The organism is Kocuria atrinae C3-8 (genome assembly GCF_000286355.1).
Classification (GTDB): Bacteria; Actinomycetota; Actinomycetes; order Actinomycetales; family Micrococcaceae; genus Kocuria; species Kocuria atrinae_A.
On the sequence record NZ_AJXN01000145.1, the window covers coordinates 1 to 16,940 of the forward strand.

Annotated in this window: 25 protein-coding genes and 1 pseudogene; 13 read left to right on the forward strand and 13 right to left on the reverse strand. The window is 62.8% G+C overall.

The annotated features are described in order from the left end of the window. Positions 1–224 precede the first annotated feature (224 nt). A complete protein-coding gene (locus YO9_RS0114170) occupies positions 225–416 on the reverse strand; it encodes a CsbD family protein (RefSeq protein WP_016998083.1) in 192 nt (63 codons plus the stop codon). A 140-nt stretch (positions 417–556) separates the two neighbouring features. Further along, positions 557–1,516, reverse strand: coding sequence for a hypothetical protein (locus tag YO9_RS0114175; RefSeq protein WP_016998084.1), 960 nt, complete (start codon positions 1,514–1,516; stop codon positions 557–559). A gap of 141 nt (positions 1,517–1,657) precedes the next feature. Here YO9_RS0114175 and YO9_RS0114180 point away from each other — a divergent pair, with 141 nt between their 5' ends. The 3 genes from YO9_RS0114180 to YO9_RS0114190 are packed head-to-tail and all read left to right on the forward strand — an operon-like array spanning position 1,658 to position 2,650. Continuing rightward, positions 1,658–2,038 carry a hypothetical protein gene (locus YO9_RS0114180; protein WP_016998085.1) on the forward strand — a complete coding sequence of 127 codons (381 nt, stop codon included), beginning with the start codon at positions 1,658–1,660 and terminating at the stop codon, positions 2,036–2,038. Positions 2,039–2,075: 37 nt separating this feature from the next. Continuing rightward, the gene (locus YO9_RS0114185; protein ID WP_016998086.1) at positions 2,076–2,420 is read left to right on the forward strand and encodes a hypothetical protein; all 345 of its coding nucleotides are present in this window, start codon (positions 2,076–2,078) and stop codon (positions 2,418–2,420) included. Continuing rightward, complete coding sequence (locus YO9_RS0114190; RefSeq protein WP_016998087.1) at positions 2,417–2,650, forward strand: hypothetical protein; 234 nt, start codon at positions 2,417–2,419, stop codon at positions 2,648–2,650. The genes YO9_RS0114185 and YO9_RS0114190 overlap by 4 nt, the downstream gene beginning before the upstream one ends. Positions 2,651–2,668: 18 nt before the next feature. Here YO9_RS0114190 and YO9_RS0114195 read toward each other — a convergent pair whose 3' ends face one another. After that, positions 2,669–2,971, reverse strand: coding sequence for a MarR family winged helix-turn-helix transcriptional regulator (locus tag YO9_RS0114195; protein WP_016998088.1), 303 nt, complete (start codon positions 2,969–2,971; stop codon positions 2,669–2,671). 251 nt (positions 2,972–3,222) lie between these two features. On the opposite strand from YO9_RS0114195, the gene YO9_RS0114200 reads away from it, so the two are divergent. The 4 genes and pseudogenes from YO9_RS0114200 (at position 3,223) to YO9_RS0114215 (ending at position 6,866) form a co-directional block, all read left to right on the forward strand. Then, positions 3,223–4,206, forward strand: coding sequence for an SDR family NAD(P)-dependent oxidoreductase (locus tag YO9_RS0114200; RefSeq protein WP_223286614.1), 984 nt, complete (start codon positions 3,223–3,225; stop codon positions 4,204–4,206). Next, complete coding sequence (locus YO9_RS0114205) at positions 4,196–5,179, forward strand: 4-hydroxyphenyl-beta-ketoacyl-CoA hydrolase (RefSeq protein WP_016998091.1); 984 nt, start codon at positions 4,196–4,198, stop codon at positions 5,177–5,179. The genes YO9_RS0114200 and YO9_RS0114205 overlap by 11 nt, the downstream gene beginning before the upstream one ends. Then, positions 5,176–6,331: pseudogene (locus YO9_RS0114210) on the forward strand (acyl-CoA dehydrogenase family protein); the annotation flags it as partial. The gene YO9_RS0114205 and the pseudogene YO9_RS0114210, both read left to right, overlap by 4 nt. A gap of 73 nt (positions 6,332–6,404) precedes the next feature. Beyond that, on the forward strand, positions 6,405–6,866 hold the full coding sequence (locus tag YO9_RS0114215; RefSeq protein ID WP_031273387.1) for a MaoC family dehydratase: 462 nt from the start codon (positions 6,405–6,407) through the stop codon (positions 6,864–6,866). Positions 6,867–7,060: 194 nt separating this feature from the next. Here YO9_RS0114215 and YO9_RS18875 read toward each other — a convergent pair whose 3' ends face one another. After that, positions 7,061–7,426, reverse strand: coding sequence for a response regulator transcription factor (locus YO9_RS18875; protein ID WP_016998092.1), 366 nt, complete (start codon positions 7,424–7,426; stop codon positions 7,061–7,063). Beyond that, the gene (locus YO9_RS18880; protein ID WP_223286615.1) at positions 7,423–7,791 is read right to left on the reverse strand and encodes a response regulator; all 369 of its coding nucleotides are present in this window, start codon (positions 7,789–7,791) and stop codon (positions 7,423–7,425) included. Before YO9_RS18880 ends, YO9_RS18875 begins: the two co-directional genes overlap by 4 nt. 237 nt (positions 7,792–8,028) lie before the next feature. Here YO9_RS18880 and YO9_RS0114225 point away from each other — a divergent pair, with 237 nt between their 5' ends. The 4 genes from YO9_RS0114225 to YO9_RS0114240 all read left to right on the forward strand — a co-directional run bounded on the left by YO9_RS0114225 (position 8,029) and on the right by YO9_RS0114240 (position 9,961). Next, positions 8,029–8,976, forward strand: coding sequence for a sensor histidine kinase (locus YO9_RS0114225; protein WP_031273389.1), 948 nt, complete (start codon positions 8,029–8,031; stop codon positions 8,974–8,976). Next, a complete protein-coding gene (locus tag YO9_RS21770) occupies positions 8,871–9,146 on the forward strand; it encodes an ATP-binding protein (protein WP_396350778.1) in 276 nt (91 codons plus the stop codon). The genes YO9_RS0114225 and YO9_RS21770 overlap by 106 nt, the downstream gene beginning before the upstream one ends. A gap of 209 nt (positions 9,147–9,355) precedes the next feature. Next, positions 9,356–9,556: a hypothetical protein gene (locus tag YO9_RS0114235; RefSeq protein WP_016998094.1), complete on the forward strand. Its 201-nt coding sequence runs from the start codon at positions 9,356–9,358 to the stop codon at positions 9,554–9,556. 51 nt (positions 9,557–9,607) lie between these two features. Further along, the gene (locus YO9_RS0114240) at positions 9,608–9,961 is read left to right on the forward strand and encodes a hypothetical protein (protein ID WP_016998095.1); all 354 of its coding nucleotides are present in this window, start codon (positions 9,608–9,610) and stop codon (positions 9,959–9,961) included. A gap of 100 nt (positions 9,962–10,061) precedes the next feature. On the opposite strand, the gene YO9_RS18890 is transcribed toward YO9_RS0114240, so the two are convergent. The 5 genes from YO9_RS18890 to YO9_RS18900 are packed head-to-tail and all read right to left on the reverse strand — an operon-like array spanning position 10,062 to position 12,236. Beyond that, positions 10,062–10,439 carry an NAD-binding protein gene (locus YO9_RS18890; protein WP_016998096.1) on the reverse strand — a complete coding sequence of 126 codons (378 nt, stop codon included), beginning with the start codon at positions 10,437–10,439 and terminating at the stop codon, positions 10,062–10,064. Further along, positions 10,415–10,783, reverse strand: a complete 369-nt coding sequence (locus tag YO9_RS18895; RefSeq protein WP_262925709.1) for an NAD(P)-binding domain-containing protein — start codon at positions 10,781–10,783, stop codon at positions 10,415–10,417. Before YO9_RS18895 ends, YO9_RS18890 begins: the two co-directional genes overlap by 25 nt. Continuing rightward, on the reverse strand, positions 10,666–10,938 hold the full coding sequence (locus tag YO9_RS21040) for an NAD(P)-binding domain-containing protein (RefSeq protein ID WP_317259842.1): 273 nt from the start codon (positions 10,936–10,938) through the stop codon (positions 10,666–10,668). Before YO9_RS21040 ends, YO9_RS18895 begins: the two co-directional genes overlap by 118 nt. Before the next feature lie 39 nt (positions 10,939–10,977). Then, complete coding sequence (locus YO9_RS0114250; protein ID WP_223286617.1) at positions 10,978–11,913, reverse strand: ATP-binding protein; 936 nt, start codon at positions 11,911–11,913, stop codon at positions 10,978–10,980. Beyond that, on the reverse strand, positions 11,910–12,236 hold the full coding sequence (locus YO9_RS18900; protein WP_223286618.1) for an AAA family ATPase: 327 nt from the start codon (positions 12,234–12,236) through the stop codon (positions 11,910–11,912). The genes YO9_RS0114250 and YO9_RS18900 overlap by 4 nt, the downstream gene beginning before the upstream one ends. Positions 12,237–12,527: 291 nt before the next feature. Here YO9_RS18900 and YO9_RS0114255 point away from each other — a divergent pair, with 291 nt between their 5' ends. Next, complete coding sequence (locus YO9_RS0114255) at positions 12,528–13,886, forward strand: hypothetical protein (RefSeq protein WP_223286619.1); 1,359 nt, start codon at positions 12,528–12,530, stop codon at positions 13,884–13,886. Between the two features lie 133 nt (positions 13,887–14,019). Here the strand turns inward: YO9_RS0114255 and YO9_RS21945 are convergent, their stop codons facing one another. Genes YO9_RS21945 through YO9_RS0114265 form a run of 3 tightly spaced genes read right to left on the reverse strand, consistent with a single transcriptional unit; the run spans position 14,020 to position 16,264 of the window. Then, a complete protein-coding gene (locus YO9_RS21945; RefSeq protein ID WP_472973951.1) occupies positions 14,020–14,490 on the reverse strand; it encodes a nuclear transport factor 2 family protein in 471 nt (156 codons plus the stop codon). After that, entirely contained in the window at positions 14,391–14,813 is a 423-nt protein-coding gene (locus YO9_RS21775) for a nuclear transport factor 2 family protein (protein ID WP_396350779.1), read from the reverse strand. The genes YO9_RS21945 and YO9_RS21775 overlap by 100 nt, the downstream gene beginning before the upstream one ends. Positions 14,814–14,845: 32 nt before the next feature. After that, positions 14,846–16,264 (reverse strand): gamma-aminobutyraldehyde dehydrogenase, encoded by a 1,419-nt coding sequence (locus YO9_RS0114265; protein ID WP_016998100.1) that lies wholly within the window; start codon positions 16,262–16,264, stop codon positions 14,846–14,848. A gap of 180 nt (positions 16,265–16,444) precedes the next feature. Here YO9_RS0114265 and YO9_RS0114270 point away from each other — a divergent pair, with 180 nt between their 5' ends. Beyond that, positions 16,445–16,837 carry an RNA-binding S4 domain-containing protein gene (locus YO9_RS0114270; RefSeq protein ID WP_031273393.1) on the forward strand — a complete coding sequence of 131 codons (393 nt, stop codon included), beginning with the start codon at positions 16,445–16,447 and terminating at the stop codon, positions 16,835–16,837. The last annotated feature ends 103 nt before the right edge of the window (positions 16,838–16,940 follow it).

The following is a 16,940-nucleotide window of genomic DNA, read 5'->3' on the forward strand; positions in this document are numbered from 1 at the left end:
CCAGTCTGACAATGGGGGAACCCAGTGGTTTTCGTGCGATCCTCTGCCAGAAATGTCGCTACGGCCCAGAGGGCGCGAACCTCGGCCGCAAATGTTCACGGGGTGATGCGAGTGAGGGCAAGGACCCGCGCCAACAACGTACCCGCCCCAACGTAGCCCGCCCACGCGTAAGGCCCCCGCCAGTGGCGAGGGCCTTACGGTCGAAAAATTGCGTGGTGCGGAACCTAGTTAAGTCCGTCCTTCAGGTTCTTGCCGGCGTCTTTGACGTTTTCCACGGACTGCTTGGCGCCACCAGAAGCCTTCTGGGATGCACCTTCAGCCTGCATATCGCGGTTATCCGTGGCATCACCAAGCTTTTCCTTGGCGGATCCGGACGCTTTCTCCGCAGCATTACTGATTTTATCGCCGATTCCCATAGGCACTTCCTCTCGTAGAACGAACAGGTATCCATAATGTAAACGGACTTCTCTGGGAGGGGAAGAGGGTAAGCCTGATATTTCGCCCAGAGCATGCACCCAACTCGCCTGTTGAGGACATCATCCCATGTCAGATGCGGTTACTGATAAGACACAAACCACGGCTTGGGTTCGATGTCGTACGTCTGCTCCGGCGTGAACGTGGGGGTGTCCTCGTCGTAGAAGTTCTTCCACGCCATGTGGATGTCCTCGGGGAGACCTTGCTGCAGCACGCCCCAGGTTTCCATCTTCAAGTCCGGGGTGCCGTGGCCATCCGCGTGGAGGATGAGTTCCAGTTCGGGATGTTCAGTCTTGATGTTCTCGCGGTTCTGGATCATGGACATCGAGAACTGATGCAGAATCACGGCCTTCTGCGGCAAGTTGTTTTCCGCGGTGAGCTTGGCCAGCCAGTCGGTGGTCTCGTTGATTTCCTCCGCAGTGACCGAACCGATCTGCTGCATGTGTACCTGGCCGGGGGCCAAACGCCATTCCGGATCCAGTGCCAGACCCACGTTGGGGCGCTTCAGGAGGTCCTCGTAAATCTTGGCCTGGCTCAGGAAATCGGAGTGACCCGGCTGAAGGTCGAGCACCACGTACACGCCGTTCTTCTCCGCCGCTTCGATATAGGGCGTCAGGTGATCCACCGAGGAGACGCTCGAGTAGCTACCGTCTGGCCCGGGCTCTGAGGACGCTGTGGTGGCAATGATCTCGAACGCGGGGATGACCTTCTCCTCGCTGAACGGCTGATACTGCTTGGCGAGCTCGATCGCGCGCTGCGCTGATTCTTCCGGACCTTGTTCACCCAGCGCACCCAGTCCCGGGGTCCCGGGGTGCCCGTAGAGCGCGACGAAACGACGGTCAGGGAACAGCTCGGTTCCCCCGCCGATCAGCTCGGGCGGTTGCGTGGGTGAGGGCGATGCTTCGGGCGCCGCCGACGACGCCGCAGTGCCGTTCTGCGTTCCGGTCGCCTGTTCTTGGGATTCGCTTCCGCCATCCCCGCAACCGGTGAGAAGAAGAGCGGCGCAGGCAGCGGTGGCAATGGCTGTGGAGAGTCGGCGCATGGCGCAAATACCTCAGGGGGTTGGTCGGTCGCGGGGTAACGCCCTTGGTCAGCGTGCTGTTCAAGTGACGGTACTGCCAGCCTATGCGCAAACGGTTAGTGGACATGGCAACATGACAGTACCGATCCCCCGGAGGTTCTCATGAGCTCGTCCTACACCCCGCCAACGGGCCCATCGGGCCCTCACGAGCCCTCAGGGGACGGTTCACCCGCTGAAGGGCCGCAGGAGTACGCCCCGGCGTACGGTTCGGCAAAGCCCCGCGAAGGAACCTCCGTCAAGACGGCCATCCTGTTGGTCGTCATCGCCGCACTCATCGGTCTGCTCGTGTTGGGCTCCCTGCTCTGGGCGATCACGAGAGTGGTTCCCACCCTGTTCAGCGGCGGTGAGGAAGATCCGCCCGCGCCTCCTCCCACTACGGCGGTCGCCCAACCGACCCAGGAACGCGAGCCGACGACGTCGCCGTCGCCGCGGCGTCGAACGCACCGAGCCCCGCGGAGACTAGCGGGCCGGAGCGTCCTGTAGCCCAGGGTGGTAGTTTGCAAGCGCCGACCGGGGACCCTTGTTCAGCAAGGAAGGCGAGTTCACGGAGACGGTCCTAGAGGAAAGTGATGAGATCGCGATCGAGGTTCCGGATCATGACGGGCCGCTCCTGATCACGTGGTCCGTGACGAGTGACCGCGAAAGCGGTGGCGTTTTTCTCAACGCCCACGAGAGCAAGGGCGGGGACATGACCGAGCACATGGGCTCCGTGGGTAACGGTCAAACGGGTATGTGGCTCATCGACGCGGATCCGGATGAGCCCAAGACCACCGTGATCTATCCCCAGGCAACGGCGATACCCAGTGGAAGGTGCAAGGATTCCCGGTTTCCGACGTTCCTCGGGTGGAGCGGGGAGCTGAAGTGACCGGCAGCGGACCTGGAGTCTTCGCCGTTCCGGCGGGTGATGAGCAGGATTACCGCTTCACATCCGAGGAAGGTGTGCCGCGAGTCGAGGTTTACGACGCGGACGATTTGAGCTCATGGCACCAGTTCGAGTACGGAACCGGTCCCGTGGAACTGGACATCACGGCAGGCTCCAGCGAACAGGTCATCATGGTGCACGCTGACGGCGGCTGGAGGATGGAGCCGCGCTAGTCACGGCCCGCAAGTGAGTCAGTCCAGCGAGATCTTCCGCAGCATGCCCAACAGATTGGCACGCTCCTCGTCGGAGAGGTTCGAGAGCGTCCGGTCTGAGGACGTCTCCACCGCGATCTTGGCCTTCTTGTAGAGCTTCTGGCCCTCGGTGGTCGGCACGATGATCTTGGAACGGCGGTCGTTGGGGTCCGTCTGACGCTGCACCAGGCCCATCTTTTCCAACGCGTCCACGATGAGCACGATCTGGCTGGGGTCCAGTACCAAGTGGTAGCTCAGCTCGCGCTGCGTGGGATTCTTCTTGCCGCACACCAGGGACAGCACCGAGTAGTGGCGTACCTTCAGCCCAGGTCAGCCAGGGCGCGGTTCGCGGTGGCGGAGCCCAGCGAACTGGCGCGCGCCATGAGAAACACGGGCTCTTGCGATAGGTCGGATTCCCTCAGTGTGTGCGGCATGGCTCCATGGTAACCGGAAATCGCCATGTAATGGAGAATCTTAATCATTGACAATCTCAACGAAATGCGATGCCATGGTTTCAGCACATCGTGAATCGCATCACTCATTTGGGAGCAGACATGACTCAGACACCTCTCGCTGGCAAGGTCGCCATCGTCACCGGCTCGGGCCAAGGCTTGGGCCTGGCCTACGCGCAGGAACTCGCCCGTCAGGGCGCGTCCGTCGTGATCAATGACGTCAACCAGGACACCGCGGACGCCGCCGTGGAATCCATCGTGGCCGAGGGCGGCAAGGCCGTGGCCGTCGTCGCCCCCGTGGGTGACACCGAGGCCGCAACCGCGCTGGTCAACGGTGCCGTGGAGGCGTTCGGCCGCCTGGACATCCTGGTCAACAACGCCGGCGTGCTGCGCGACAAGTCGCTGCTGAAGATGACCGACGAGGACTTCGACCTGGTCATCAAGGTCCACCTGCGCGGCACCTTCACCTGCGTGCGCGAGACCTACCGCTACTTCAAGGAGAACGGCGTGGCCGGGCGCATCATCGCGATCGGCTCGCCCACCGGCCAGTACGGCAACTTCGGCCAGACCAACTACGCCGCCGCCAAGGCCGGCATCGTGGGCATGATCCGCACCTTCGCCCTCGAGATGAAGAAGGCCGGCGTCACCGCCAACGCCGTGATCCCGGTGGCCGCCACCGCCATGACCAAGACCATCCCGTTCTTCCAGAAGGCCGTTGAAGCGGATGAGCGTGGCGAGGCCATGTCCTCCTTCTTCCGCCACGACCTGGGCTTCGGTACCGCAGCTGACGTGGCCGGCCTGATCACCTGGTTGGCTTCCGACGACGCCGCCGACGTCACCGGCCAGGCCATCGGTGCCGGTGGCGATCGCCTCCAGCTCTTCAGCCACCCCACGCCCATCGTCACCGAGTACCGCGAAGGCGGCTGGAACTACGAGGCCCTGGCCGAGCAGGCTCACGCCCTGTTCGAGGGCAAGCTGCAGACCTGCGGCGAGAAGATGCCCCCGCTGCCCGAGGAACTTCAGCCCGCGCAGGCTGAGCCACGTTCCGGACCGGTAGAACTGAAGGGAAACCACCATGCGTTATGAATTCGGTACAGAGCTCGCCCAGCGCGACGGCATTGACATGCACGTGCACATCGAGTGCTCGGACCACGGCCACGCGTCCTTGCCGCAGGCCCTGACGGAGGCGTCCGCCAAGTACTTCAAGGCGGAGGATCGCTCCCCGTCACTGGACACCATTGCCGAGCGCTACCGCGAGTGGAACCTGGCCGCGGTCGTGTTCACCGTGGATGCCACCACCGCTCTGGGCCATGAGCCCAACTCGATCGAGGAGATCGCAGAAGGTGCAGCGCGCAACAACGACGTGCTGATTCCTTTCGGTTCCGTGGACCCGCTCCAGGTTCCGAAGGCCGTGGAACGCGCCAAGCAGTTGGTTGAGGAATTCGGGGTCAAGGGCTTCAAGTTCCACCCGTCGCTGCAGGGCTTCGACCCCTCGGACGAGAAGTACTACCCGATCTACGAGGCCATTCAGGAACTGGGCGTCCCCGCTCTGTTCCACACCGGTCAGAACGGTATGGGTGCGGGCCTTCCGGGTGGTTACGGCATCAAGCTGGGTTACTCCAACCCGTTGCTGCTGGACTCGGTGGCCGCTGACTTCCCGAACCTGCAGGTCATCATGGCTCACCCCTCGGTGCCGTGGCAGGAAGAGGCCAACTCGATTGCCACCCACAAGGCGAACGTGTGGATCGACCTGTCCGGATGGTCGCCCAAGTACTTCCCGGAGTCCCTGGTACGCGCCTCCAACTCCATGCTTCAGGACAAGGTGCTCTTCGGCACCGACTACCCCCTGATCACCCCGCAGAAGTGGCTCGGTGCTTTCGAGCAGCAGCGCTTCAAGGACGAGGTCAAACCCAAGATCCTCAAGGGCAACGCCCTGCGGCTCTTCGGCCTCGGGGAACTTGAGGGAACCTACGAGCCGAGCGAGGGCGGCGTCGTCGTCGCGGCCAAGCAGTACGCCGCCGAGAAGGCGGCCCAGGCGCAGAAGGTGGAGCGGGCATGAGCGAGCTGTACCCGGACTGCGACCCGTACGGCACTGCCGACCGACTGACCGAGGCCGAGCGCGCACCCATCCTGCGCTTGCGGGCGGTGCTCGAGAACGAGATCAAGCCGCTGGTGGCCGAGTACTGGGAGAAGGGCGAGTTCCCGTACCAGATCGCGCCGTCCCTGTACGGGCTGAACCTGATGACTCCGGACGAGATCGACGGCGCACCGCGCTCGCTGTACCACGGGTTCCGGATCTTCGAACTGGCCCGCACGGATGCCTCCATGGCCACGTTCTATACGGCGCAGGCGGGCCTGTTCCGCACCACGTGCCGCGTGGGGGCCTCCCCGGAGCAGTTTGCGGAGCTGGACCCCAAGATCACGAGCTTCGAGACCAAGGGCGTGTTCTGCCTGACCGAACCGGACCACGGCTCGGACATTGCCGGCGGCCTGGCCAGCACGGCCGAACGCCAGGGCGACGAGTGGATCATCAACGGTGCCAAGCGCTGGATCGGTGGCGCATTCACCGCCGATTACCTGGCCGTGTTCGCCCGCGACGTGGCGGACGGTCAGGTCAAGGCGTTCCTCGTGGACCGCGAGCGCCCGGTGTGACGCTCGAGAAGATTTACGGCAAGACCGCGCTGCGCATGATGCAGAACGCGGACATCACCCTCGAGAACGTGCGCGTTCCCGAGGCTCAGCGGCTCCAGAACTGCAACTCGTTCAAGGACGTCGCGGCCATGTTGCGCGTCATGCGCTCGGACGTCGCGTGGATCGCCACCGGCATCCAGGCCGGTGCGTACGAGGCCGCCTTGCGCTACGTGCGTTCCCGCGAACAGTTCGGCAAGTCGCTGGGCAGCTTCCAGCTCGTGCAGGAGAAGCTCGCGCGCATGCTGGGCAACGTCACGGCGAGCCTCTCGATGGTGTCCGATCTCGCCGAGAAGCAGGACCGCGGCGAGTACCGGGACGAGGATTCCGCGCTCGCCAAGATGTGGATCTCGCTGCACATGCGCGAGACCGTGGCCCTGGCCCGCGAAGTGGTCGGAGGCAACGGGATCACGCTCGCGACCGACGTCGCCCGCTTCCACGCGGACGCCGAGGCCGTCTATTCCTACGAAGCACCCACGAGATCAACGCGCTCGTGGTCGGCCGATCCATCACGGGCAAGTCGCTTTCGCCTGATTCGACGACGACGCCGCTCGCGCCGTTGCGCTCTCTTTACTCATTACCCCAAGGAGAATTTCATGACCGCCAAGACCGTTGTTTCCTTTGACGAAGTTGCCGACCTCGCCGGTAAGGACCTGGGCTTTTCCGAGTGGCGCGAGATCACTCAGGACCAGGTGAACCTATTCGCTGACGCCACCGACGATCACCAGTGGATTCACACCGATCCTGAGAAGGCCGCCTCCGGTCCGTTCGGTGCGCCGATCGCCCACGGCTTCCTGACCCTGTCCCTGCTGATCCCCATGTGGTCCGAGCTTTTCGACGTGTCCGACGTGAAGACCAAGGTCAACTACGGCTTGGACAAGGTCCGCTTCACCTCGCCCGTGAAGGTCGGTGCACGCGTGCGCATGACCGTGACCATCACAGAGGTTTCCGAGGTCAAGGGCAACGGCCTGCACCTGGTGGCAGACGCGACCATCGAGATCGAGGGCGAAGAGCGCCCCGCCGTGGTGGCGCGCTTCCTGAACCGCTTCTACAAGTAAGCGTTCTTTGCGGCTTTGCACGTCAGGGCCCGTTGGAACCCTCCGCTACACGTGACGGCTCGTTAGAGCCCTTGCGCCGCGGTTTGAAGGTTCCAACGGGCCCTGAGATGTGTTCCAGGGCTCTAACGGAACTTGGTGTGTGTCGCGCTCACTGTTTCTACTGCTCAGTGGGGTGTGTGGGCGCCTACGCCGGGTCAGCGATACCGGTCGCGAGCAGTTTCGGGGCGCAACAGCGAGGGTGTCACCAATCCGCATTCGACCGCTCGCACCAGGAGCTGCACCCGGTCCCGGGCACCCAGCCGATCACAGGCCTTGCCCACGTGGAGTTTCCCGGCACCTTCGGACAGATGAAGTTCCTGAGCGATCTCCTTGTTGTTGAGCCCACCGGCAATCAGCTCAACGACTTGTTGCTCGCGTTCCGTGAGGTCCGGAGCTTCTGCCGAGGCTGCCGGGGAGCGCGTTGTAGGTGACTGCGTCACCTGGTCTGCCAGTAGTTCCACCACTGAGGGTGAGAGCACCATGGTGTCGTTCATGACGTCCCGCACGGCGTCCACAATCATTTCCGGAGCAGCGTCCTTGACCAAGTAGCCGGAGGCCCCGGCGCGCAGGCTGCCAGCACCCAGTCCATTGAGGAAAAAGTTGTCAGTGCGATGCAGCGAACCTGAGTTTCCGCTGTCAGCTGCTCGATGGCCTCCACGCCGGAGACCTCTGGCATGTCCAGATCCATCAGGATCGCATCGGGTTGCAGGGATCTGCCCAGCTCGATTGCCTCTGTGCCGTTGTTGGCCTGGCCGATGACCTCGAAACCCGGCTCGTCCTCGAAGAAGTCGCACAAAGCCCTCCGCATGAGGGGTTGATCGTCGGCGATCACGAGGCGAGTGGAGTCATCCTGTGCCCGATTGTTGTCCCGCGGCTGTGAGGTCATATCGCGAGTCTATGAACTGAGCTGGGTCCGAATCAGGGTTCGATGTCTATGGCATGTCGACAACATCCGGAGGAGGTCGACATGACCCATCGGGTAGACCCCGTGGATCTTCGTCCGCGCTAGTCTGGCGCTGTGAATGCCGCTCTCCATACTCCTAGCCCGCAGCAGCGAGGATCCGGGTGGAAGCGGGTTCTCGGCGGGGTCTGGAATGGCACTGGGTACACGCCCCCGTGGGGTGTGAGTTTATTCTTCCTGGCTGTCGCCATCGTTCTGATCGTCGACTACTTCATTTCGACCCCAGTGTTCGACCAGCGTGCGATCTACGCGGCCGGGTCAGTGGTGATCTTGTGCATGTCCCTCCCCGTCGCCACGAGGTACAGGTTCCCTGCTCTGACATGTTTCTTGATCGGGGGCACCGGATATGTTCTGGCTCAGGACAGAGTCGGATTCATAGTTATCATCGCCATAATCTTGGTGGGGATCCTTGGAGCGTATTCAAGTTTCTTGCTGCTCATGGTCTATGTGGGACTGATCATGGCGTGGGCAGTGTGGGTTTCGCACCAGGTGTATGAAGACTTGAGCTTTGTTTTTCCGCTGGCATTATTCGCCCTGCCAATTGCTGCCGTGGGGCATCTCCTCAACCGCGCAAGAACGCGCCTGTTGGTCACCCGGAAGGCCAATGAGGAGTTGGAACTCCGCCAAGCTGAGATTCGAGAACTTGAGCGGCAGTCCCTGGCTCGAGATCTGCACGATGTCGTTGCCCACCAGCTGACCGTGATCTCGTTGGTGAGTGGTAGCCGTCTTCGCAGCGACGACACAGAAAAACTACGGACGGCGTTGAAAGAGGTCAACGGGACCAGTCGAGAAGCACTCGTGGAACTGCGTACCCTACTGAAAGTCCTCCGCGGGGCCGAGGACGATCCGGTCCTCTTCGGCTCTCCACGGAACTCCCTCTCGAACCTGGGACTCGAAGACGGGGTGGAACAATTGGGCACACGTTGCGCAAACTGGGTTTCGAGGTGCATGTCTCCTTGGAGGGCGGATCTTCCGCGGGCCTCCGGGCCTCCACTGTGGAGTCAGTGCTCAAGATCCTGCAGGAAGCGTGTACGAACATCGTCAAACATGCTGAGCCGAAATCGCATGTGCGCATACGAGTTCATGTTGGCCATCAGGAAGCCTCGATGACTGTGGAATCGCAGGTCGCGGATACGCCGAGGACATCTAGCTCTGACGCGGTGTTGTCCTCCAGCCATGGGGTGATCGGCATGAAGGAACGAGCCGATCTACTCGGGGGGTCCGCACAGATCGGACGGGCGGACAATACCTGGACCGTGCGCGTGTCCATTCCCCTGTGAGCTGTTCCCTGATCCGGCCGACCGCGTAGCTGGGTAGCCCTCTCCGTGGGGGACCCGCGCGGCCGACCGGGCCTCCGCTCGCCGAAAGACTAGACCTTTGGCTATCTCTCCCGTTGGTGGGACCTCAGTAGCGTCGAAACAGCACATCGACACAACTGACACACCTCAAATGACTCGGGCCATGGCATCGATTCGGACAGGAGAAAACTATGACTACTCAATCTCAGGCAGTACGCCCCGGAACTACAGAGATCGTGTTCTTCATCTTCGCCGGCCTCTGCGCCGTACTGGCCATCGTCATAGCGCCGCTGACCGGAGGGACTAGCTGGGTGGGATTGGTCATCGCAGCCTTGCTCGGTTGGCAAGGGTACCGACTCCGAAAGGAACGCCTGACCCATCTCAAGAACTGAGGGGAAGTCATGAGTGCCTATGTAGTACAGACCGCACCATCAGCCCGACCAGTGACTACCTGGTCCTGGATACTCGCCGCAGCAGCCATCGTGCTCGCGGTCGTCTCGGCCATCGGCATGGTCGTCACCCAGTCCGAGGCGACGGACTCGACAGTGGCCGAGGCTGCCGAGGCCGGCCAGATCGCTCCCCTTCTGGCCGTGGGCGGAGCGGCACTCGCCATGCTTGTGGTGCTGGCGGGGATGATCGTCACGGCCGTTCTGGCGGGTCGAGTCCAGAGTAGAGGCGGCCCTCGTGTCCTGGCGCGATCCCTGATGGTGATGGGCGGAGGCCTCGTCCTGTCAGTGATTTTGTGGATCGTTGTTGTGACCTGTGGGCCATGGGGCCAGGGGCCTCATGAGACCTAGGAACACATAAGAACTGGGGTCGTAGTTGCGGTTTCCGCAGCTACGACCCCAATTTTCGGAACGGTCACGCCCAGTGTTTCTACTCGTGGAGCGGCGGCCATTAGTCCTTGGGTGTACCGCGCTCCGCGATCCACTTCTGGAACACCGCGGAATCCTGCTCGCCCAGGCCCGCATCGATCAGCTGCTCCGCGGCATTCGCGATGGGTCCGCCCAGTACAGACCTGGTTCCGGTGGCTCGGGCCGTGTCCAAGTAGGCGGAGACGTCTTTGTGAACGAAGGCCGCCTGCGCGGACACCGAGTAGTCGTGGGCCACGAGCTTGGGCGTCTTGTCGTTCATGATCACCGATCCCGCATAACCGCCCTGGAGCAGGTTCAGCAGCTTGGCCAGATCCAGCCCGGCGCGTTCGGCCACCACGCTGGCCTCGGAAATCGCCACGATCTCGGCCGCGCAGATCAACTGGTTACACGCCTTGGCCACTTGCCCCGATCCCAACGGCCCCAGATGAACGGGCGACCGCACGAGGACAGGACGTCCGAGACCAGGCCGACGGCGGCGTCGTCGCCACCCACCATGATGGACAGGTCGCCGCGGATCGCGCCGGCCTCGCCGCCGCTGATGGGCGCGTCCACGAACTTCACGCCTGAGGTATCGCGGTGCCAGCGGGTGATGTCCACGGGGGAGACGGTTGAGCTGATCGCCAGGATCAGGCGGTCGTAGTCGGCGTCGCGCTCGCGGGCACCTTCGACGAGTTCGTCGAGCACCCCGTCGATCTCTGGGGCGCCGGGAACAAGCAGGATAACGACGTCGCACTGGCGCGCCATGTGCCGCGGCGAATCCACCGCGCGTGCCCCCTCCGCCTTGTGAAGGCTGCGATGCAGGACACCACGTCGTGCCCGGCGTCGATGATGTGCCCGGCCATGGGCTTCCCCATGGATCCGAGTCCGATGATTCCCACGGTGTGCGGTGTGCTGGTCATGTTCGGGCCTCTCGTTTTGTTTTCATGAAGTGGCAAAAATCAGTCAATTGGGTGTTCCCAGAGCGAAGTGATGGGAAGAACATGGAGCCAGTCATTGAGGTGGGCGACTTGTGTGCCTGTATGCAGCACGATTCCGAGAACCTCACGGTCCTTCATCTGGTTTCGAAACTGCTTGAGGGTGGACCAAGAGCGTTCATTCACGCTGCGGGCACTCTTGACTTCAATAGCAATGAGGCGTCCGTCTGAGAGCTCAAGGAGAACATCCACTTCGGGGCCGTCATGGTCTCTGTAGTGAAAGATCTCAAAAAGCTGGTCGGACCAGGTTCGTTGCCGCTTGAGCTCGAGAACAACGAATTGTTCAATTAGTGCGCCGTAAAACTCTCTTCCCCCCACAGTGGAGGCCATGGACGAGGTGAACCCGGCCAGATGAGCGGCTAGACCTGTATCGGTCAGGGATACTTTGGGTCGTTTCGATAGTCGGCTCCGAGGCGCGCGGCGCCACGGAGGGGTGCTGGTCACCAAACGCATAACCTGTGCCAGCCGGAGATAGGCATCAAAAGTGGTTTCCGAAATGCCCAGTGTCCGGGCATCTTTCGCTTTGACCAGTTCGGATTGCCCCTGAGCGGCGAGGAGTCGAAGGAGCCCCGACATATGGTCCGAAAAACCACCCGATTGAAGATCTTTAGCGTCGTGGTCGGCTAGCCGTTCTGTGTACGAAGTGAACCAGCGGCCTCGCCTGCGCGGGGAGCGCAGCAATACTTCTGGGTATCCACCCGTCACTACGGTTTCGGGATCGAGTTCGAAGAAGTCCCCAGGTGATTCGGCCCCGCGAAGTACCCAAGATACGAAATCTTCCGGGTTCTGCCGGAAGTTGATCTCCCCTTGACTCAAGGTCATTAACTCGACGGTTTCCGCGCGTCCCGCAAGTGAGTCTCCCACTCCTTTGACTTGTAGAAGATCTGCGGAGCCAGTCAAAAGGAAGCGTCCTGGCCGTCGGACTCGATCCACCGAGGCTTGATGGGCAGGATAAGGTCCGGTGCGCGTTGGGCTTCATCGACGATTAGGGCGCCCTCGCCCGCTTGTTCCACGAAGAATTGTGGATCTTCGGTTGCTAGCGACCTGCTGTTGGGGTCGTCCATGGTGACGAAGCGTGTATCCATGCGGTCGGTGGCAAGTTGAACCAAGGTGCTCTTGCCGACCTGGCGAGCGCCTTGTACGACCACAACCGGCGTGTCCTCCAGCGCCTCTTGGACGAGTGACATCGTGTGCCGTGGATATGTTTCCGGTTGCTGCTCCATGAACCCATCCTGCCCGAACGTGGGGATTTTCGGAACTGAACTTGGAGAATTTCGGAGCTCAACTTGGAGATTTTCGGAACCAAACTTGGAGGTTTTCGGATGATGAGAAGAGCAGCCTGCTGCGGTGAATCTGGCGATGCTGGGTTGTCCAGATGGCTTATATGAGAATGATAATCACTTACGATAAAGTGCTCCCATGCACAACATCGAACGCATTGCCCCCGAAGGGGCCCAGTCGCCCATGTCCGGATCCGCCAAGCGCGCCGTCGTGCGCCCATCACCATGGCCGCGATGGCCATCGGAGCACTTGCCCTCACGGCATGTGGGGCGGGTGGCAATGGGGAGGTGGGAGCGGCGGCGTCGTCCCCGAGCGCCAGCGAAACCACGAGTGAAGCCGCCGCGAAGGAAGTCTCGAGCCTGACCCCGCGTGCCGTGGTGGCCTACGACGGCGGTCTGCTCACGGTGGACACCGAATCCGGAGAGGTTGTCGACGACACCAAGCACGAAGGCTTCCTGCGACTCAATAACGCGGGCGACGGGCGCCACGTGATGGTCAGCGACAGCGACGTGTTCCGGATGCACGACACCGGACTGGACGCCCACAAGCACGGGGACCACTATCACTACCGCGAATCCGCGCCGGAGCTGACCGACGTGACCTTCGATGCCCCGCACGCCGGGCACGTGGTGGTCCACAACGGCAAGACCACGCTGTTCGGCGACGGTGACGGCTCCATCAAGACCTTCGACTCCGAGGCGCTGAAGGAGGGCAAGCCGGAGATGAAGGAGACCAAGACCGAGAACCCGCACCACGGTGTGGCGCTTGAGCTCGCGGACGGCACACTGTTCACCACGCAGGGCACTGAGGATGAGCGCAACACCGTGCAGGTGCTCAACACGGACGGCTCGGTCAAGGCCGAAACCAAGGATTGCCCGGGCGTGCACGGTGAGGCTGCGGCGGCACCCGGCAAGACCACCGACACCGTGATGGTGGGCTGCGAGAACGGCCCCGTGATCTACCGCGACGGTGAGTTCCACAAGGTGGCCGTGGCGGATGAGTACTCCCGATCGGGCAACTTGGCGGGTTCGGAGGAATCGCCGATCGTGCTGGGCGACTACAAGGTGGACGAGGACGCCGAGCAGGAGCGCCCCACGCGCGTTGCGCTCTTCGACACCCGTGATGACTCGCATCAGCTGGTCGATCTGGACTCCTCCTACTGGTTCCGTTCGCTGGCCCGCGGGCCAGAAGGTGAAGGTCTCGTCCTGACCTACGACGGCAAGCTCAACGTGATCGACGAGGCGACCGGCAAGGTCACTCAAAAGATCGACGTAATCGAACCGTGGGAGGAAAAGGAGGACTGGCAGGAGGCTGGCCCCGCGATCAAGGTGGCCGGTTCCAACGCCTACGTGACCGACGCGGAGAACAAGAAACTCCACGTGGTGGACCTGTCCAAGGGTGAGGTGACCAAGTCCATCGACCTGCCAGAAACCCCGGTTGAAATGGCCGTGGTGACGGGCAAGCCGGAGGCGCCGGCGCATGACGAGGAGTCGGGTGACCACGGTTCGCACGAGGGCCACGACCACGCCCACGACGCCGCTCCCTCCGCGGGTGCCCAGGGTCATGAAAGCCACGAGGGCCACGATCACTGATCCCGTGGTGCCTCGGCAGCGCCCCGTCGAGTAACCGAAATCCAACAATAATGCGGCCCCGTGAACATCTCGCACCGTTCACGGGGCCGCCCCATGTTCAGATCACGCCGGGCAGAAACTCAATCGATCAGGTTCAGTCCGCCACCGACCTGAACGCACCATGCGAATGCGCCAGCTCGTCATCCGGCGGCACCGGCCCGATGGCGTCCCACAGCTCGACCCACTTTCCGTCCTCGATGCGCCATAGTTCGCAGAAGAAGTGGCGCTCGCCGGCAATGGATCCCTCCGAGAACGTCAGCACGAAGTTCCCGTCGGCCACCGTGCGGTGCAGGGTGTTGTAGGTCAGGGCGGAATCGTCCGCCTTGAGCTGTTTCAGGAAGTCGACCATGTTCTGCACGCCATCGGGGATATCCCCCGAGTGCTGCGTGAACTGGTCGTCCGCGCGCGTGAAGTTGCCGGCGGCGTCGTAATCCTGGCCCTGCAGGAACGTGGCCCAGGCCTTCTTCACGAAGGCGCGGTTGGCCTCGGTGTCGGCGGATGCATCCACCTTGGTGGGGCCGTCCAGCTGGGTGTGGCCTGATTCGTTGGGCGGCGTCTCATCCACCAGGCCGTCCCAGTGCTCCACGATCTGGCCGTCGGCCACGCGGTAGATATCGAACCCCACGTACACGGTGTCCGGATCCAGGCCGGGGTAGCGCCGTGCAAGGCGACCAACCCGGCCGCTTCGTCCACGAGGACGCGAGCGACGTCGTGCTGTAGCGCCTCGCCCGCGCCGGTGACCAGCTCCCGCAGGCCGTCCTTGCCGTTGGCCACGAGCGGTGAATGCTCCACGTAGTCCTCGGAGAAATTGCGGTCCAGGGTGCTCAGGTCGTGCTCGGTGAACAACTCTCGATCAGCGGTGAGCACGAGTTCTCGAATGTCAGTCATGATGCACTCCTTTCAGCGATTCAAGCGGGCCGTCAGTCCAGCGAGCTCATCACGTGCTTGACGCGCGTGTATTCCTCCACGGCGTACTTGGACAGGTCCTTGCCGTAGCCGGAGTGCTTGAAACCACCGTGCGGCATCTCGGCGACCAGCGGGATGTGCGTGTTGATCCACACACAGCCGTAGTCCAGATCGCGGGACATCCGCAGCGCGCGCCCGTGATCCTTGGTCCACACCGATGACGCCAATCCGTACTCCACACCGTTGGCCATCTCTACCGCCTGCTCCTCGCTTGAGAAGGTCTGCACGGTGATCACGGGGCCGAAGATCTCGTTCTGAATGGCCTCGTCGTCCTGCTTCAGGTCGGCCACGATGGTCGGTTCGAAGAAGAAGCCCGGGCAGTCCGCCTGCTTGCCGCCGGTGGCCACGGTCGCGTGCTCGGGCAGCCGTTCGATGAAGCCGGCCACCTGCTCCAGCTGCTTGGCGCTGTTGAGTGGGCCGTAGAGAATGTCCTCCTTCTCGGGCGTACCGAACGCGGTGTTCTTCGCGGCTTCGGTGATCTTTTCGAGGAAGTCGTCGCGCGCGTTTTCCTCCACCAGCACACGCGTGGACGCGGTGCAGTCCTGGCCCGCGTTGAACAGACCCGATTCCGCCAGGGTGGTCGCGGCGGCGTCCAGATCCGCGTCCGCAAAGACGACGCACGGGGCCTTGCCGCCCAACTCCAGGTGCGCGCGCGTCAGGTTCTTGGCCGCCGACGCCGCCACGGACAGTCCCGCACGCACGGAACCGGTGATCGACACCAGACCCGGGGTCGTGTTCGAGACGACCAGTTCACCCGTGTGGCCGTTACCCAGGACCACGTTAAAGGTGCCCTCCGGGAGGAACTCGCTGGCGATCTCCGCGAACAGCAATGTGGACTCGGGTGTGGTGTCCGAGGGCTTGAGCACAATGGTGTTGCCCGCGGCCAACGCCGGTCCCACCTTCCACACGGCCATCATCAGCGGGTAGTTCCACGGGGTGACCTGACCGACCACACCGATCGGTTCCCGGCGGATCACCGAGTTGAGGCCCTCCATGTATTCGCCGCTCGCCAGGCCCTCCATGAGGCGGGCCGCGCCGGCGAAGAACCGGATCTGGTCTGCGGAGACATCGACTTCTTCGGATTGGATCAAGTACTTGGGCTGACCGGTGTTGCGGGACTGGGCCTCGACAAGATCGGCTCCCCGGGCCTCGATGGCGTCCGCGATCTTGAGCAGTGCCAGCTGTCGTGCACTCGGGGTCATGCGACCCCATTCCTTGGCGGCCGCGGCCGCTGCGGCGTAGGCGGCGTCCACGTCAGCTTCATTGGAGTTGGGGGACTGGTCGATGACCTCCCCGGTGGCCGGATTGACCAGGTCGAACGAGTCGGAGGATGAGGATTCGGTGTAGGAATTGTTGATGAAGTTCTTGAGCATGAGTAACCATCTCCTGTTCACACCAGCGCCCGCGTCCGTCGCGGCGCAGCGCTCGAGGCACGTCACTGTGACCCCGAACACTTTTAGTTTAGTGCGTTAAGAGTCATCCAAAAGGTCACCCGAAGTGGGCTCGCATGGCCCTAATTTTCCGCCCCGGAGTGCCCCGAGTAGCGTTGGACCATGCCCGCGAATGCTAATGAACCGACCAGTGTGCGCCTGGATGTGTGGTTGTGGTCGGTCCGTCTGTTCAAGACCCGCTCTGCCGCGACCACTGCGTGTCGGGCCGGTCATGTGCGGCTCAATGCGGCGCCGGTCAAGGCGGCCCAGCCCGTTCGTGTGGGGGATCGAGTCACCGTTAGGCGCCCCGGGTGGCAGCAGGAATTCCAGGTCACCAAGTTGATCGTCAAGCGCGTGGGTGCCCCGGTGGCGGCGCAGTGCTACATCGACCATTCGCCGCCGCGGCCCGCTGAACTGAGCGTTCCCGTGGGTCGTCGAGACCGCGGTGCAGGTAGGCCCACCAAGAAGGATCGTCGCGAGATGGAACGACTGCGCGGTCTGGACGGTTCGCGCTAGTCCGCTGCGCTCCGAGGTCTCGGCGGGTGTGCTTACTGCCAGCCGGGACCGCGGTGCATGCGTGCCTACGGTGTGGGCAGCCATGCCGACTGCAGCGTTCCGA